This is a genomic window from Reyranella sp., assembly GCF_965227665.1.
Taxonomy (GTDB): Bacteria; Pseudomonadota; Alphaproteobacteria; order Reyranellales; family Reyranellaceae; genus Reyranella.
Map to the genome: position 1 here is coordinate 5449015 of NZ_OZ245767.1, position 16675 is coordinate 5465689.

Sequence of the window (16675 nt, forward strand, 5' to 3'; positions counted from 1 at the left end):
CGGATGGAAAGAAAATCGCCCTACGTGCTGATTGGCGCGGCGATGATCCTGTTCGTCGCCGCCCTGGCCGGATTCGTCATCTGGAAGCTGCGCGCGGGCGATCGCACGTCGTATGCCTATTATGACATCCTCTTTTCCGGCGACGTGCAGGGACTGACAAAGGATTCGCCCGTCTTCTATCGCGGTCTGCGCGTCGGACGCGTTGCGGACATCCAGCTCACGTCGAGGGCGGAGACCCAGCGGTCGACCGGCCGGGAACGCCTCACCGAAAAGATCGAAGTCACGGTGGCGGTCGATTGGTCGATCGACATCCGCGACCGCTCCTATGCCGTTTTCGAGAAGCCGTTCATCGCCGGCGCCCCCTTCATCCAGATCGTGGGGCGCCTCGACGTCGATCAGGTGAAGCCCAAGAAGAAGCTCGGCGACAAACCCTATCCGGAGATTCGCGAAGGCGCCTCGTTCCTGCAGGCGACTTCGACCTCGGCCCAGGAGCTGCTGACCAAGGCCAGCACCACGGTCGACCGGCTGAACGACCTGTTGAGCCCGGACAATATCGGCGCTGTCACGGACACGCTGCGCAACTTGCAGACGGCGACGAACGCCTTTGCCAAATCCGATGGAGCCATTCAGACGACGCTGGCTGAACTGCCGGGCGCGATCGCCGATTTCCGCAAGACCTTCACCAAGCTGAACGAACTTTCCGAATCGTTCACGCTGATTGCGCAGGAAATCGGCCCCCAGGATGCCGAAACGCGCAAGGCGCTGGCCGGCAAGGACCCGGGTGAACTTCGCAAGACACTGAACGAGACCCGCGCTGCGCTGGCCAACATCAACGCCGCCGCCAACCAGCTGAACAAGCTGGTGACGGACAACAGCCGCCCGATCAAGAATTTCACCGAAATCGGGCTCACGGAGTTCTCGCTCGCGCTGCGGGATCTGCGCCAGCTCACCGCCAACCTGAACGTCATCGCCACACGACTGGAGCGCGACCCGGCCAACTTCGTGTTCAGCGGCAAGCAGGGATACACGCCGAAATGATCCGTTGCCTGGCTGCCTGTGCGGCCGCCATCGCCCTCCTGTCGGGCTGCTCCTTCGTCAGCGCCGTCGATTCGGTGGGCGATCCGACCGACCTCTACACCGTCTCGCCCAAGAGCACCTTCGACGCCGATCTGCCCTCGGTCTACTGGCAGCTCGCGGTGGAGGCGCCGGTGGCGGCGGCGAACCTGGATACCGGCCGCATCGCCATCGCCATGACGCCGACCTCGACGGACTACTATGCCAAGGTGGCATGGACCGACCGGGCGCCGCTGATGGTGCAGACCCGGATCGTCGATTCCTTCGAGAATACACGCAAGATCGTCGCCGTGTCGCGCGAGTCGATCGCGCTGCGGGCGAACTACGTGCTGCAGCCCGACCTGCGCAATTTCGAGGCGATGTACTTCTACGGCATGCCGCCGATCGTGAAGGTTCGCATCATTGCCAAGCTGGTGCGCATGCCCGACCGGCAGATCATCGGCGTCGCCTCATTCGAACGCTGCGTTCGGGCGCGCGCCGACAAGGTGCCGAAAGTCGTCGAGGCCTTCGACCAGGCCCTTGGCAGCGTGATCAAGCAACTGGTGTCCTGGACGCTTCGGACGCCCCCGACGCAGCCGCCGAGCGAGTTCGCGCCCTACGACATTGCGCGCTATCGCAATCCGGCCAACGCCGTCATCGACAGCGCCAATTGCCCGAAGGGCCACGACGCCTCGATGGTGCCGTATACGGACGAATAGGAGGGGAGAAGCGCGCTCAGGCGCGCTTCTCGACCATCGACCAGGCTAGGTCGGCCATCGCGCGGGCGCGGTTGCCGTATTTCGTCGCCGTTTCCGACGAGGCGTTTCCGTCGAGTCCGCGCTTGTAGACGCCCTGCACGATGGCGGCGAGGCGGAACAGGGAAAAGGCGAGATAGAACTCCCAGCTCGGCACTTCCTTGCGGCCGGTCCGGCGGGCATAGGCGGCGAGATATTCCTGCTCGGTCGGGATGCCGAACGCCTTCAGGTCCTGGCCGGCATAGCCGCCGGAAGCGCCGAAACCCTCGCCGAAATGGTACATCATGCAATTGTAGCCGAGGTCGGCCAGCGGATGGCCGAGCGTCGAGAGTTCCCAGTCGAGCACGGCGATGACGCGGGGCTCGGTCGGGTGCACGATTGTATTGCCGAGGCGATAGTCGCCGTGGTTGATGCGCGTCTCGTCGCCGGGCGGGATGTTCTCCGGAAGCCACTTCTTCAGCGCTTCCATCGACGCGATCTCTTCGGTGCGGGCGAGATCGTACTGGCTCGACCAGCGGGCGACCTGGCGCTGGATGTACTGACCTTCACGGCCGTAGTCGCCGAGACCGACCGCGCGATAGTCGACATTGTGCAGACGCGCCAGCACGTCGTTCATCGAGTCGAAGATCTTGCCGCGATCGGCCGGCGAGACGCCGGGCATGCGCACGTCGGCGAAGACCCGGCCCGGGAGGAACTGCATGATGTAGAAGGCCGTGCCGATGACCGAATCGTCCTGGCAAAGCGCGTAGGGCTTGGGAACGGGCACGTCGGTATGGTCGGACAGGGCCTTGATCACGCGGTATTCGCGGTCGACCTGGTGGGCGGAGGGCAGCAGCTTCCCTGGCGGCTTCTTGCGCAGCACGTACTGGTTCCCCGCGCCGTCGGTCACGTGGAAGGTCGGGTTGCTCTGGCCCCCCTCGAACTGGAGGATGCTGATCGGGCCGCGATAGCCCTCGACATTGGCCTTCATGTAGTCGGCGAGCCTTGCTTCGTCGAAAACGTGGGCCTGGCGGACGGGCGTGAGATTGTCGGGCAGATTGGACATGGGACTCTTCTAGAACCGTGGCATCGGGAATTCGAGACGCGTTTGTGGCCGGGTCCGCAGGGCGGTCACGTCAGACGGTCAATTGATGTTGCGCTGCCGGCCTTCCCAGTAGGGCTTGCGCAGCTCGCGCTTCAGGATCTTGCCGGTCGGGTTGCGGGGCAGGGCGTCGATGAAGTCGACCGATTTGGGCAGCTTGTAGCCGGCGATGCGCTCCCGCGCCCAGCCGATCAACTCGCCGGGGGTGGCGTCGGTCCCGGGCTTGCGCACCACGACCGCCTTCACCGCCTCGCCCCAGCGCTCGTCGGGAACACCGATCACCGCCACGTCGGCGACGCCGGGATGGCCGAACAGGGCGCTCTCCACCTCCGCCGGGTAGATGTTCTCACCGCCCGAGACGATCATGTCCTTCACGCGGTCGTGGATGAACAGGTAGCCCTTGTCGTCGAGAAAGCCCGCGTCGCCGGTGAACAACCAGTCTCCCTGGATGGCACGGCGGGTGGCATCGGGCAGGCGCCAGTAGCCCGCCATGACCTGCGGCGAGCGGACCGCGATCTCGCCGACCTTCCCGGCGGGCAGGTCCGCGCCGGCGTCGTCGACGATGCGCAGCTCGACGCCCACCTGGGCATAGCCGCAGGACAGGAGTTTTGTTGCGTCGGACGGATCGTGATCCTCGGGCGGCAGCAGCGTGATGGCGCCGGTCGTCTCGGTGAGGCCGTAGACCTGCTGGAAGCCGCAGCCGAAAATCGACAAGGCCTGCTTCAACAGCTCGCCCGGGATCGGCGCCGCGCCGTAGACGATCAGGCGCAGGCTCGACAGGTCGGTCTCGCGGATCTGCGGTGCCTGCACCAGGAAGAGGATCATCGCCGGCACCAGCAGCATGACCTCGATCCGGTCCTGCTCGATGATCTCCAGCACGCGCGCGGGCACGAACTCCCGGACGACATGGTTGGTCGCGCCCGCGTAAAGACCGGCGATCGCCCAGCCCGCGCCCCCGATATGGAACATCGGCAGGCAGACGATGTTCTGGGTCCCGGGTTTCAGGAGCCAGCTCCGTGTCCATTGCTCGAACATGAAGGCGAAGTTGGCGTTGGTCAGTTCGGCGCCTTTCGGCAGGCCTGTGGTGCCGCTGGTGTAGAACTGCACGGCTGTGTCCCGTGGGCGCGCGGGCAGGCGTGGATCGCTGGCGGGGTGCCGGTCGCGCCAGTCCACGAAGGCCTCCCAGTCGCCGTGGCGGGGGCCCAGCGATACGATCCTGCGCACGCTCTTCAACCGATCGCGGATCGCCTCGACGATTGGGAAGTACTCCTCGCCGACGAACAGCATCTCTGCCTCGGCGTCGTTCACGATCTGCAGGACCTCGGGGGCGGCGAGGCGCCAGTTCACCGAGACCATGACGGCGCCCGCCTTGGCGACGCCGAACAGCAACTCGAAGAAGAGGTCGCTGCTCTTGTCGAGATGGGCGACGCGAACCTGCGGCTCGATGCCTTCGGCGAGCAGGCCGCTGGCAACGCGGCTGGAGGCACGATCGAGTTCGCCGTACGTCGTGGGCCGGCCTTCGTAGACGATCGCCACCGTGTCCGGACGTGCCGCACCGTGGACGCGCACGATGTCGGCCAAGCCGACCATCTCGATGCTCATAGGACGCTTCCCCTGCGATATTGGCCCGGTCCCCCTAGCGGTCGGGCAGCGTCATCCTTCGGTGATTTTGAAGTGAATTCAAGAGCTTGATCGCCTAGTGTCGAGCGCGACGTCAGAGGCGATTCCGAGAGGCACCATGGGCAAGCGGATACTGGTCACCGGCGGGGCGGGCTTCCTCGGTTCGCATCTCTGCGAGCGCCTGCTCGAGGCCGGACACGACGTGCTCTGCGTCGACAACTACTTCACCGGCAGCAAGGCCAACGTGCTGGCCTGCCTCGACAATCCGCGCTTCGAGCTGATGCGCCACGACGTGACCTTCCCGCTCTATGTCGAGGTCGACGAGATCTACAATCTCGCCTGCCCGGCCTCGCCGATCCACTACCAGCACGATCCGGTGCAGACGACCAAGACCAGCGTGCATGGCGCCATCAACATGCTGGGGCTGGCCAAGCGGGTGCGGGCCAAGATCTTCCAGGCCTCGACCAGCGAGGTCTATGGCGACCCGACCGTTCATCCGCAGGTCGAGAGCTATCGCGGCAACGTCAATCCGCTGGGGCCGCGCGCCTGTTACGACGAGGGCAAGCGCTGCGCGGAGACCCTGTTCTTCGATTATCACCGCCAGCACGGGCTGCGTATCAAAGTGGCGCGCATCTTCAACACCTACGGTCCGCGCATGCACCCCAACGACGGGCGCGTCGTTTCGAACTTCATCGTGCAGGCGCTGAAGGGCGAGGACATCACCATCTACGGCGACGGCATGCAGACCAGGGCCTTCTGCTACGTCGACGACCTGCTCGACGGCTGGCAGCGCCTGATGGACCATACGCCCGACGACTTCACCGGGCCGGTGAACATCGGCAACCCGGTCGAAATGCCGATCCGCCACCTGGCCGAGAAGATCCTCGACAAGGTCGGCGGCAAGAGCCGGCTCGTATTCGCGCCGCTTCCGGTCGACGATCCGATGCAGCGCTGCCCGGATATCACGCTCGCCCGCGAGGCGCTCAAGTGGGAGCCGAAGGTCGCGCTCGACGACGGGCTGACGAAGACGATCGCCTTCTTCGACGAGCTGCTGAAGAGCAACCGAGGCGTGAGCGGGATCGGCCGTTAGCCCAAATGCAAAGCGCCGCGAAGTTTCCTTCGCGGCGCGTTCGTCGTCCTGCTTCCCTTGGGCCTTACTGGGCCGCGAGGGCCTGCTTCGGCAGGGCGTTGACGACCGAGGCCTTACCCGAGGTCATCTCGTCGTAGATCCACTTGTAGGTCTTCTCCATGCCGTCCTCGAGACGGACGGACGGGGCCCAGTTCATCAGCTTCTTGATCAGCGTGTTGTCGCTGTTGCGGCCGCGGACGCCCTTCGGCGCGTCGAGCTTGTAGGTGCGCTTCAGCTTGATGCCGGCGATCTTCTCGACCATGTCGACCAGGGTGTTGATGCTGACCAGCTCGTCGCTGCCGATGTTCAGCGGCTCGATGATGTCGCTCTCGGCGAGCTTGATCGTGCCCTCGGTGCAGTCGTCGATGTACATGAACGAGCGGGTCTGCTCGCCGTCGCCCCAGATCTCGATCTCATGCTTGCCTGACAGCTTGGCGGCGATGACCTTGCGGCACATCGCGGCCGGAGCCTTCTCGCGGCCGCCGTCATAGGTGCCTTCGGGACCGTAGACGTTGTGGTAGCGCGCAACGCGGGTGGCGATGCCGAAATCCTCACGGAAGTGGCGGGCCATGCGCTCGCTGAAGAGCTTCTCCCAGCCGTAGCCGTCTTCCGGCAGGGCGGGGTAGGCGTCTTCTTCCTTGAGCGCGGTGACGTTGGCGTCGGTCTGCTTGTCGCCGTTGTAGACGCAGGCCGAGGACGAATAGAAGAAGCGCGGCACGCCGGCTTCCTTGGCGGCAACCAGCATGTGGGTGCTGGTGAGCACCGACAGCATGCATTCGGCCTTGTGGGTCTCGATGAAGCCCATGCCGCCCATGTCGGCGGCGAGGTTGTAGATCATCGCGGCGCCCTGGGCGGCCTTGCGGCAGGGTTCGAGCAGGGCGAGATCGCCCACCTGGTTCTCGACACCCGGGATCTTCTGGTACCACTCATCGAGCGGCTTCACGTCGACCGCGCGAATCCTTGTGTGGCCGCGTTGCTGCAGGACCTTCACCAGATGGCCGCCGATAAAGCCACCGGCGCCGGTCACGACGACGAGATCATTCTTGGACATGCACGAGAGCCTTTCGATCGAAGCGAGGGGTTTTATCCGACTTGTCAACGACTTGCGAGGGTTGCGACGCGCCTCGGTCGAGCACGCGATCGGGGCCCCGGGAACCGAGGGGGCCGCTCGAGGCTGTCCGTTTGATCGGAAGTGCCGGCCTCGTCAAGCCGTCGACGCGCCGCATGGGCTATGCATGGTCTGCAGACGAAGACGCCTTCGTGGCCGCAAGGCCGGTGAAAAAGGTGGTCCCTCGCAAAAATTGATCTATACCAACCACATAGGCGTAGTCTTTCGAATGTCCAACCTGCCCGCATGACCTATATTCTCGGCCTCAACGCCTATCACGCCGATGCGGCCGCCTGCCTGGTGAAGGATGGCGAACTGGTCGCGGCGGTGGAGGAGGAGCGGTTTCGCCGCATCAAGCACTGGGGCGGCTTCCCGAGTGAGTCGATCCGATATTGCCTGGCCGAGGCCGGCATCTCGCTGGCCGAAGTCGACCATGTCGCGGTCAACAGCGACAACACCGCCAATCGCTGGCGCAAGCTCGCCTTCGCGCTGACGTCGCGCGTCAGCCTGAACTACGTGATGAGCCGTTTGCGCAATCGCGGCGAGCGCGCCGACATCGCGGGCAACCTCAAGCGCCATCTGCCGGACCAGGAGTTCCGCGGCACGGCGCATATGGTCGAACACCATCTGTGCCATCTCGCATCGGCCTTCCTGGTGTCACCCCACGAGCGGGCGGTGGCCGTGTCGGTCGACGGCTTCGGCGATTTTTCCTCTGCGGCCTGGGGGATGGGCGAGGGGGGAAACCTGTCGGTCGACGGCAGGGTCTATTTCCCGCATTCGCTAGGCGTTTTCTACGAAGCGATGACCCAGTTCATCGGGTTCCCGCACTATGGCGACGAGTACAAGGTCATGGGCCTCGCGCCCTACGGCCAGCCGGCCTTCGTCGACCAGATGAAGGAGATCGTGCGTCTCAGGAACGACGGTACTTTCGCGCTCGACCTGCGCTACTTCCGCCATGCCTCGGGGGAGGGCGCCAACTATCAGGTCAAGGACGGCATCCCCTCGGGAGGCCGCCTGTGGAGCGACGCACTCGTCACGCTGCTGGGACCCGCGCGGGACCCGGAGGCGCCCCTCGAGGACAAGCACCGCGACATCGCGCGTTCCGCACAGGTGACCTATGAGAACGCCTTCTTCAACCTGCTGAACGCCCTGCATGCCCGCTACGGGACCGACGCCGTCGTGCTGGCCGGCGGCTGCGCCTACAATTCGGTGGCCAACGGCAAGGTTCTCGAGCGTACCCCGTTTCGCAAGCTCTACGTCCAGTCGGCCGGCGGCGATGCCGGCGGCGCGATCGGGGCGGCCTTCGCGACCTGGCACAGGACCGGCGGGGCGTCGGCCAGGCGCCACTTCGTGATGGACCACGCCTATTGGGGCCCGTCGGCGACGCCGGACGAGATCGCGGCGGCCATCGCCCGGCGCCGGGCAGATTTCGACGCAGCCGGCTGCCGCATCGAGCGCATCGCCGACGAGGCGACGCTGTGCCGACACACCGCGCAGGCGATCTCCGAGGGCAAGGTGATCGGCTGGTTCCAGGGGCGGCTGGAATGGGGGCCGCGCGCGCTCGGCAACCGCTCGATCCTGGGCGATCCGCGCCGTGCCGACATGAAGGACATCCTCAATCTCAAGATCAAGCGGCGGGAATCCTTCCGGCCCTTCGCGCCTTCGATCCTGCGCGAAGCCGTGCCCGACTGGTTCGAGACCGACGACGACGTGCCGTTCATGATGCAGGTCTTTCGCATCCGGGAGGAGAAGCGCAAGGAGATCCCGGCCGTCACTCATGTCGACGGGACCGGCCGCCTCCAGACCGTCACCTGGTCGGGCAATCCGCGCTATGCGCGGCTGATCACGGCCTTCCGCGAACTCACGGGCGTGCCGATCGTGCTGAACACCAGCTTCAACGAGAACGAGCCCGTGGTCTGCAAGCCCGAGGAGGCGATCGACTGCTTCCTGCGGACCAAGATGGATGTCCTCGTGCTCGGCGACACGCTTATTCAGCGCTGACCGTGCAATTGGGCTATCCTGCTCTTCAGAGCATTCGAGCGGGGGGAACGGCATAGTGCGTGTACTGGTGGCGGGGGGTGCGGGCTATATCGGCTCGCATACATGCAAGGCGCTTGCACGTGCAGGCCACCTGCCGATCGCCTACGACAACCTGCATACGGGCCATCCATGGGCCGTGAAGTGGGGCCCGCTGGTCCAGGGCGACATCAACGATCCCGTGGCGCTCGCAGCGGCGATCCGCGAGCACAAGCCCGATGCGGTCATCAATTTCGCGGCGCTCGCCTATGTCGGGGAGTCGATGATCGAGCCGGTGCGCTACTATCGCGCCAATGTCGGCGGCATGATTGCGCTGATCGAGGTCATGCGTGCGCATGGCGTCGGCTCCATCGTGTTCAGCAGCAGTTGCGCGACCTATGGCGTGCCCGATGTACTTCCGGTCGTCGAAAGCACCGTGCAGCTGCCAATCAACACCTACGGCCGCACCAAGCTGATGGGGGAGCAGATCCTGCGCGATGCCTGTAGCGCTCACGGCCTGGGGGCGATCGCGCTGCGCTACTTCAACGCCGGCGGCGCCGATCCCGAGGGCGAGATTGGCGAGGAGCACGATCCGGAGACGCACATCATCCCATTGGTGCTGCAGGCAGCGCACGGCATTCGGCCCGACATTTCCATCTTCGGGACGGACTACGATACGCCGGACGGCACCTGCGTCCGCGACTATGTGCATGTGACCGACCTCGCGGCGGCGCATGTCGCCGCGCTGTCGCGCTGCGAGGCCGGTAATTTTCAGGCCTACAATCTAGGCGGCGGACAAGGTGCCAGCATCGGCGAACTTGTCGACCGCGCGCGGCGCCTCACCGGCCGCGAGATCCGGACCGTCGCGGCACCGCGGCGGGCAGGCGATCCTCCGGTGCTGGTGGCCGACGTCTCGCGGGCGCGGCAGGCGCTGGACTGGACGCCGGTCCATTCGGCGATCGACGACATCATCGGCAGCGCCTGGATGTGGATGACGGACAGCCGCAGCCGCGCGATGCAGGCGAAGGCCCGCTAGGGACGCCCCAATGGATCGCGACAGCATCACCCCGCTGCTGATCACCTTCAACGAGATCCAGAATATCGGGCGGACGCTGGCAAAACTCGATTGGGCGCGGCGCATCGTCGTGATCGACAGCGGCAGCACCGACGGCACGCTGGACGTGCTGGCCGCAAATCCGCGTGCGGAGATCATCCACCGCCCGTTCGACAGCTTCGCCGAACAGTGCAATTTCGGCCTGGCGCAGATCCGCACCGACTGGGTCCTCTCGCTCGATGCAGACTACGAGCTGAGTGACGCCTTCGTTTCGGAACTGGCAGAGCTGCAGCCGGGGGCGCGAGACACAGGTTACAAGGCGGCGTTCATCTACCGGATCCACGGCCACCCGCTGCGCGGCACGCTCTATCCCCCGCGCACCGTGCTCTATCGTGTCGCAGGCGCGCAATACGAGAACGAGGGGCACGGCCATCGCATCCGCCTGCAGGGCCGCGTCGCGGCCCTCGAGGGCAGGATCTATCACGACGATCGCAAGCCGCTGTCGCGCTGGCTGGGCTCGCAGCTCAAGTACGCCGCCCGCGAGGCCAGTCATCTTCTCGAGGCCCCGCGCGACCGGCTGGGCCGTGCCGACAGGATACGCCTGATGGGCTGGCCCGCGCCGATCCTGGTGCTGGGCTATGTGCTGTTCGCGAAGGGCGCGATCCTCGACGGAAAGGCCGGCTGGTTCTACGCCTTCCAGCGCCTGCTTGCGGAAGTACTGGTGGCGCTCGAGCTGTTGGACAAACGTCTGTCGGCGCTGACGCGGTCCGATTGAGTCAAGGGATGAGTGGAGAGCCTTTGAGGTCCTTCTCCGTCCCGGCGATGACCACCCGAATCGGCATTTTATCCACCGGCAGGCCCGCCGGTAAGCAAATCTCGAAGCCGCCAACCCCGTGGGGCGTCATCTTCTTCAGCCAGGGTAGAAACTGATCGGCGTAGCAGCGCTGAACAGCTTGCCCGCCGACCCGGACTTCGATCGTTGCCATCTGGTTCGGATCGTGCGCCACGGCCCAACCGCTGAGGGTGCCTTCTTTCGTCCGATACACTCTGCCTCTGGCAAGCTTGGAGCTTATGCTCAGGGGACGACCGCGATGGTTCGTGAAGTAGTCCAGGTTGGCCTCGACATGACCATAGAGGCACACATCGTCCTCGTTGAGCGCAAGTATGCGGGAGCGGGTGCCTGCATCTATTTTGGGTCGGTGAGAACGGCCGGCGTTATTGTCGTGGCGCGTCTGAAGCTCCAGGCCAAGGTGCCGGGACAAGGCTTTGAGCATGTCTGGCATGAACTCAACCAGCCCGACAAAGCCCAGGTGGTGCAGGTCCACTCCCTGCAGCTTCCGGCACTGAACATTGATTTGGTCCTGCGACTCATAGAATTCGGCGAACGAACCGGTGAAGCTTTTATCTCTGACCTGCATCCGATAGATGGACTCGACGCGATCGACGGGATCGCGCAGGAAAGTCACGACCGATGCAGGGTGAAAGGCAGAGGTCCAGTGACGGATAGGCCAATGGCTGCTGACCAGAAATCGCTGACCCCGAGGCGCTTCACCTCGCAGCGCGGCGATCTTCTCGGGCGTTCGGATGCCGAACGCATAAGCATCTATGATGTCGCCGGGCCCCGTTGCGGCGCTGGCCCCGCCATCCACAGCACCCACGGTGATTTGCGGCGCGGGGATCAGCGTGCCCGTGTCAGCTCCATACTCGAATAACTTCGTGGCAGTCGGCAGGGCCGCCGAGAGCATATTGCGCATCGACGTGCCGGCGGTTTTGGGGATGTGGACGAACACCACATCTTTGATTTTCGGTTCCAACTCGGGGCGGCATGCTTTTATCGCATTGTCGTCTTGGGGGACCGCCGCCGCCGAAGCAACACTCGTCGCCGAGGCTGTTGGTGCGAACCACCGAGCGGGCCAAAGACTGCGGCTCATGGTCAGGATGGGGCCGCTCGTTGAATGCGCATCAATCTGGCGATTGGCTGTTTGCAACTCTGGTTGACTAACAACATGCAGGGTCAACCAGAATTAAAAAAGCGGCTCGTGCCTTGCTGGTTCTGATCTGCCGTTTCGCGGCGGCTGTCCCGCAGGACCGCCACAGCAAGGTCCAGAAAAAGGCTGGTGCCGGGTGAGGGGATCGAACCCCCGACCTTCGGTTTACAAAACCGCTGCACTACCGCTGTGCTAACCCGGCCCTCAGGCTGCCTTCGGCGGATAGATAACCGAACTCCGCGAAAGTCGCATCATTTCGGTTGCTGACGTGCCCATTCGTAGGCGGCGACGGCGGCGGCGTTCGAGACGTTGAGGGCCGAGAGCGCGTCGCTCGTGGGGATCGTCACCAGCCGGTCGCACTTCTCCGTCGTCAGCCGGCGCAGCCCTTCGCCTTCGGCCCCCAGCACGATGCAGGTCCGGCCCTTGAGATCGAGGTCGCCGATGCGCGTGTCGCCGCTTTCTGCCAGCCCGTAGGTCCAGAAATCGGCCTCCTTGAGCTGGTCGAGGGCGCGGGCGAGGTTGACGGCGCGCACCAGCGGGACGACCTCGAGGGCGCCGGAAGCGGCCTTGGCCAGGGTGCCGGTGTCCGACGGGGTGTGACGGTCGGTCACGATCACGCCGGCGGCGCCGAAGGCCGCGGCCGACCGCAGGATGGCGCCGACATTGTGCGGGTCGCTCACCTGGTCGAGGGCCAGGACGAGGGCATTGTCGCCGCAGCGCGCCAGGATATCCTCGAGGGCGGGCTCTTCCAGGGGCGCCACGAGGGCCGCGATGCCCTGGTGAACGGCGCCGTTGGGCAGGCGCTGGTTCAGGTCCTCGCGAGAGGTGATGGTCTTGTCCGTCTTGCCGATCTCGGCGGCATGGGCGTCGGCCATCTCCTTCGTCACGAACACCCGTTCGATCCGGCGGTCGGGGTTGGCGAGGGCCGCGAGCACGGCGTGTCGGCCGAAAATCCAGATGGACTGGTTGCCGGTGCGGGACTGGCGATGGGGACGGTTGGGGCGAGGAGGCATGGCGAGCCTTGTATGGCGCGGAGCGGGTGCGGGCAAATCCCGTGTCGCGGGTGTCATATCGGGACAACGGGCGCGACCGGCTGCCGCGCGTTTTGTTTCCACCGCAAGGAAGTGCTTGCTAGTCGCGGGAAGCCACTGTATCTCCCCGCGCCTACAGGCTTTTTCCGTTTATGCCGGTTGGGACGGAGGGGTGGCCGAGCGGTCAATGGCAGCAGACTGTAAATCTGCCGACTTCGCGTCTACGAAGGTTCGAATCCTTCCCCCTCCACCAGCGGTCCATGGCGAGAGTGGTTCTGTTTGGGTGTTGCGGGTGTAGCTCAATGGTAGAGCAGAAGCCTTCCAAGCTTACGACGAGGGTTCGATTCCCTTCACCCGCTCCAGGTTTGGCTAAGTCGGCCAGTTAAGTACGGTCTGTGTAGAAGCTGAAGCATCACGAGGGTCGCGACACCATGTCGAAGGCAAAGTTTGAGCGGAACAAGCCGCACTGCAACATCGGAACGATCGGTCACGTCGATCATGGCAAGACGTCGCTGACGGCTGCGATCACGAAGATCCTGGCGAAGACGGGTGGCGCGACGTTCACGGCCTATGACCAGATCGACAAGGCTCCGGAAGAGCGCGAGCGCGGCATCACGATCTCGACGGCGCATGTCGAGTACGAGACGCAGAACCGTCACTACGCGCACGTGGACTGCCCGGGCCACGCCGACTACGTGAAGAACATGATCACGGGCGCGGCGCAGATGGACGGGGCGATCCTGGTGGTTTCGGCGGCCGACGGCCCGATGCCGCAGACGCGCGAGCACATCCTTCTGGCGCGCCAGGTCGGCGTTCCGGCGCTGGTGGTGTTCATGAACAAGTGCGACATGGTCGACGACCCGGAGCTTCTGGACCTGGTCGAGCTGGAAGTGCGCGAGCTGCTGAAGAGCTACCAGTTCCCGGGCGACGACCTTCCGGTGGTGCGGGGCTCGGCGCTGATGGCGCTGGAGGACAAGAACCCGGAGCTGGGCGAGCAGGCCGTTCTGAAGCTGATGGAAGAGGTCGACAAGTACATTCCGCAGCCTGCGCGCGACAAGGATAAGCCGTTCCTGATGCCGATCGAGGACGTGTTCTCGATCTCGGGCCGCGGCACGGTGGTGACGGGTCGCGTGGAGCGCGGCATCGTGAAGGTCGGCGAGGAAGTCGAGATCGTGGGCCTGAAGGCCACGACGAAGACGGTGGTCACGGGCGTCGAGATGTTCCGCAAGCTGCTGGATTCGGGCGAGGCGGGCGACAATATCGGCGCGCTGCTGCGCGGCGTGGGCCGCGAGGACGTGGAGCGCGGCCAGGTTCTGTCGAAGCCGGGCGCGATCACGCCGCACACGAACTTCGAGGCGGAAGCCTACATCCTGACGAAGGAAGAGGGCGGCCGTCACACGCCGTTCTTCACGAACTACCGTCCGCAGTTCTACTTCCGGACGACGGACGTGACGGGCGTGGTGACGCTGCCGGAAGGCACGGAGATGGTGATGCCGGGCGACAACGCGCGGCTGGTGGTCGAGCTGATCCAGCCGATCGCCATGGACGAGGGCCTGCGCTTCGCCATCCGCGAGGGCGGCCGCACCGTCGGCGCCGGCGTCGTCACCAAAGTCGTAAAGTAGTGCTATAAGAGGATCGCCGCCGGCACCAATCCGGCGGCGATGGTCTGCAGGAGTGTAGCTCAGTTGGTAGAGCATCGGTCTCCAAAACCGAGGGTCGTGGGTTCGAGTCCCTCCGCTCCTGCCATTTTTTGAAGATTGGCGATCATGACGACGAAGAATCCGATCGAGTTCGCCCGAGAAGTCAGAGCCGAGGTGGCGCGCGTCACCTGGCCGACTCGGCGCGAAACCATGATCACCACCAGCATGGTGTTCATCTTTGTCGTAATCTCCTCGCTGTTCTTTTTGGTGGCCGACAAGGTCATTGGCTTCGTCGTGAAGCTTCTCCTCGGGGTTTCCTGACATGGCTCATCGCTGGTACGTCGTTCACGCCTACTCGGGCTTCGAGAACAAGGTCGCCCAGTCGATCCGTGAACAGGCCGGAAAGAAGGGTCTGGACGACGAAATCACCGAGGTCATCGTTCCGACCGAGGAAGTCGTGGAAGTCCGCCGCGGCAGCAAGGTCAATACCGAGCGCAAGTTCTTCCCGGGCTATGTGCTCGTGAAGATGGACCTGACGGACGACTCCTGGCATCTGGTCAAGAACACGGCCAAGGTCACGGGCTTCCTGGGCGGCGGTGGTCGCGGCAAGCCGGTACCGATCTCCGAAGCCGAAGCCAGCCGCATTCTGAAGCAGGTTCAGGAAGGCGTGGAGCGTCCCAAGCCCGCCGTCAGCTTCGAGATCGGCGAGCAGGTCAAGGTGGCCGACGGTCCGTTCGCTTCCTTCAACGGTACTGTCGAGGATGTGGACGAGGAACGGGCACGCGTGAAGGTGGCCGTCTCGATCTTCGGCCGGTCGACCCCGGTCGAACTCGACTACGCACAGGTGGAAAAGATCTGATTCGTTCCCATATCGGTGGACAAGATCAGGGTTGTGGCGGGCGATCTTATTTGGTAGATCGCGCGCCCTTGGGAGGGCTGGCCGTGCGCCGGCCTTTTCTCATGAGGTGGATTGAGGCCGAAAATCCTTTGGGATCAAGGACTTGATCATTTTCTGGTGCGGGAGGCCTGCCATGGCCGGACCGCGCCGCCCACAGGAAAGGGGCATGCATGGCTAAAAAGATCCAAGCCTACGTCAAGCTGCAAGTGCCGGCTGGCAAGGCCAATCCGTCTCCGCCGATCGGGCCCGCGCTCGGTCAGCAGGGCGTCAACATCATGGAATTCTGCAAGCAGTTCAACGCGAAGACGCAGAAGATGGAACCGGGGATGCCGATCCCGGTGGTCATCACCGTGTTCCAGGACCGCAGCTTCACGTTCGTCACCAAGACGCCGCCGGTGACCTACTTCCTGAAGAAGGCAGCCGGCATCGAGTCGGGCGCCAAGACGGTCGGTACGCAGATCGTCGGCAAGGTGACGACGCAGCAGGTTCGCGAGATCGCCGAGCAGAAGATGCCCGATCTCAATTGCGATACCGTCGAGTCGGCGATGGCCCAGGTGGTGGGCTCGGCCCGCTCGATGGGCCTCCAGGTGGTGGAGTAGGACCATGGCCCAGGGCAAGCGTTACAAGACGGCGTCCGCCACGGTCGACCGCGAGAAGATGTATCCGCTCGAAGAGGCGGTGAAGATCGTCAAGGCCAATGCCAAGGCGAAGTTCGACGAGACCATCGAGGTCGCGATGAACCTCGGCATCGATCCGCGTCACGCCGACCAGGCGGTGCGCGGCATGATCGAACTGCCGAACGGCACCGGCAAGTCGGTGCGCGTCGCGGTGTTCGCGCGTGGTGCCAAGGCGGAGGAAGCCAAGGCCGCCGGGGCCGATATCGTCGGCGCCGAGGACCTGGCCGAGAAGATCAACGCCGGCGAAATGAACTTCGAGCGCTGCATCGCCACCCCGGACATGATGGGCGTGGTGGGTCGGCTGGGTAAGGTCCTGGGCCCGCGCGGCCTGATGCCGAACCCGAAGCTCGGTACGGTCACGCAGGACGTGCCCGCCGCCGTCAAGGCCGCCAAGGCCGGCTCGATCGAGTTCCGCGCCGAAAAGGCTGGCATCGTTCATGCTGGTGTGGGCAAGGCCTCGTTCAGCGAGGAGGCGATCACGGCCAACGTGAAGGCGCTGATCGCGGCGATCAGCCGGGCCAAGCCCAGCGGCGCCAAGGGCACCTTCATCAAGAAGGTGTCGCTGAGCTCGACGATGGGCCCGGGCATCAAGCTCGACCTGACCACCGCGATCGCCTGATCGCTG

16 protein-coding genes and 4 tRNA genes are annotated in these 16675 nt (G+C 64.6%); 14 read left to right on the forward strand and 6 right to left on the reverse strand.

All coding sequences use genetic code 11. The annotated features are described in order from the left end of the window. Positions 1-3 precede the first annotated feature (3 nt). On the forward strand, positions 4-1038 hold the full coding sequence (locus tag ACO07I_RS26365) for an MlaD family protein (RefSeq protein ID WP_422012758.1): 1035 nt from the start codon (positions 4-6) through the stop codon (positions 1036-1038). Continuing rightward, entirely contained in the window at positions 1035-1772 is a 738-nt protein-coding gene (locus tag ACO07I_RS26370) for an ABC-type transport auxiliary lipoprotein family protein (protein WP_422012760.1), read from the forward strand. Before ACO07I_RS26365 ends, ACO07I_RS26370 begins: the two co-directional genes overlap by 4 nt. 16 nt (positions 1773-1788) lie before the next feature. Here the strand turns inward: ACO07I_RS26370 and ACO07I_RS26375 are convergent, their stop codons facing one another. Continuing rightward, positions 1789-2853 (reverse strand): phosphotransferase, encoded by a 1065-nt coding sequence (locus tag ACO07I_RS26375; protein WP_422012762.1) that lies wholly within the window; start codon positions 2851-2853, stop codon positions 1789-1791. 78 nt (positions 2854-2931) lie between these two features. After that, positions 2932-4491 carry a fatty acid--CoA ligase gene (locus tag ACO07I_RS26380; protein WP_422012764.1) on the reverse strand — a complete coding sequence of 520 codons (1560 nt, stop codon included), beginning with the start codon at positions 4489-4491 and terminating at the stop codon, positions 2932-2934. A 136-nt stretch (positions 4492-4627) separates the two neighbouring features. Between ACO07I_RS26380 and ACO07I_RS26385 the strand changes: the two genes are divergently transcribed. After that, complete coding sequence (locus ACO07I_RS26385) at positions 4628-5599, forward strand: UDP-glucuronic acid decarboxylase family protein (protein ID WP_422012766.1); 972 nt, start codon at positions 4628-4630, stop codon at positions 5597-5599. A 64-nt stretch (positions 5600-5663) separates the two neighbouring features. On the opposite strand, the gene ACO07I_RS26390 is transcribed toward ACO07I_RS26385, so the two are convergent. Next, positions 5664-6689: an NAD-dependent epimerase/dehydratase family protein gene (locus tag ACO07I_RS26390; RefSeq protein ID WP_422012768.1), complete on the reverse strand. Its 1026-nt coding sequence runs from the start codon at positions 6687-6689 to the stop codon at positions 5664-5666. Between the two features lie 303 nt (positions 6690-6992). Here ACO07I_RS26390 and ACO07I_RS26395 point away from each other — a divergent pair, with 303 nt between their 5' ends. From ACO07I_RS26395 to ACO07I_RS26405, 3 genes are read left to right on the forward strand one after another with little or no spacing between them, the layout of a single operon-like run. Further along, positions 6993-8747 (forward strand): carbamoyltransferase, encoded by a 1755-nt coding sequence (locus tag ACO07I_RS26395; protein ID WP_422012770.1) that lies wholly within the window; start codon positions 6993-6995, stop codon positions 8745-8747. Positions 8748-8802: 55 nt separating this feature from the next. Then, on the forward strand, positions 8803-9798 hold the full coding sequence (galE, locus tag ACO07I_RS26400) for a UDP-glucose 4-epimerase GalE (RefSeq protein WP_422012772.1): 996 nt from the start codon (positions 8803-8805) through the stop codon (positions 9796-9798). A 10-nt stretch (positions 9799-9808) separates the two neighbouring features. Further along, a complete protein-coding gene (locus ACO07I_RS26405) occupies positions 9809-10591 on the forward strand; it encodes a glycosyltransferase family 2 protein (protein ID WP_422012774.1) in 783 nt (260 codons plus the stop codon). A 1-nt stretch (position 10592) separates the two neighbouring features. On the opposite strand, the gene ACO07I_RS26410 is transcribed toward ACO07I_RS26405, so the two are convergent. The 3 genes from ACO07I_RS26410 to rlmB all read right to left on the reverse strand — a co-directional run bounded on the left by ACO07I_RS26410 (position 10593) and on the right by rlmB (position 12817). Further along, entirely contained in the window at positions 10593-11834 is a 1242-nt protein-coding gene (locus tag ACO07I_RS26410) for a hypothetical protein (protein ID WP_422012776.1), read from the reverse strand. A gap of 97 nt (positions 11835-11931) precedes the next feature. Further along, positions 11932-12006: transfer RNA gene (locus ACO07I_RS26415), tRNA-Thr, on the reverse strand. A gap of 49 nt (positions 12007-12055) precedes the next feature. Beyond that, on the reverse strand, positions 12056-12817 hold the full coding sequence (gene rlmB / locus ACO07I_RS26420) for a 23S rRNA (guanosine(2251)-2'-O)-methyltransferase RlmB (RefSeq protein WP_422012778.1): 762 nt from the start codon (positions 12815-12817) through the stop codon (positions 12056-12058). 184 nt (positions 12818-13001) lie between these two features. Between rlmB and ACO07I_RS26425 the strand changes: the two genes are divergently transcribed. From ACO07I_RS26425 to rplA, 8 genes are all read left to right on the forward strand, one after another. Further along, positions 13002-13088 (forward strand) — tRNA-Tyr (locus ACO07I_RS26425). A 35-nt stretch (positions 13089-13123) separates the two neighbouring features. Further along, positions 13124-13197, forward strand: a tRNA-Gly gene (locus ACO07I_RS26430). A gap of 69 nt (positions 13198-13266) precedes the next feature. Further along, entirely contained in the window at positions 13267-14457 is a 1191-nt protein-coding gene (tuf, locus tag ACO07I_RS26435) for an elongation factor Tu (RefSeq protein ID WP_422012780.1), read from the forward strand. A 48-nt stretch (positions 14458-14505) separates the two neighbouring features. After that, positions 14506-14581, forward strand: a tRNA-Trp gene (locus tag ACO07I_RS26440). Positions 14582-14601: 20 nt separating this feature from the next. Beyond that, a complete protein-coding gene (gene secE / locus ACO07I_RS26445; RefSeq protein WP_422012782.1) occupies positions 14602-14796 on the forward strand; it encodes a preprotein translocase subunit SecE in 195 nt (64 codons plus the stop codon). Between the two features lies 1 nt (position 14797). After that, on the forward strand, positions 14798-15334 hold the full coding sequence (gene nusG / locus ACO07I_RS26450) for a transcription termination/antitermination protein NusG (RefSeq protein ID WP_422012784.1): 537 nt from the start codon (positions 14798-14800) through the stop codon (positions 15332-15334). Between the two features lie 209 nt (positions 15335-15543). After that, on the forward strand, positions 15544-15972 hold the full coding sequence (gene rplK, locus ACO07I_RS26455) for a 50S ribosomal protein L11 (protein WP_298316221.1): 429 nt from the start codon (positions 15544-15546) through the stop codon (positions 15970-15972). 4 nt (positions 15973-15976) lie between these two features. Continuing rightward, positions 15977-16669 (forward strand): 50S ribosomal protein L1, encoded by a 693-nt coding sequence (gene rplA, locus ACO07I_RS26460; RefSeq protein ID WP_422012786.1) that lies wholly within the window; start codon positions 15977-15979, stop codon positions 16667-16669. Positions 16670-16675 lie beyond the last annotated feature (6 nt).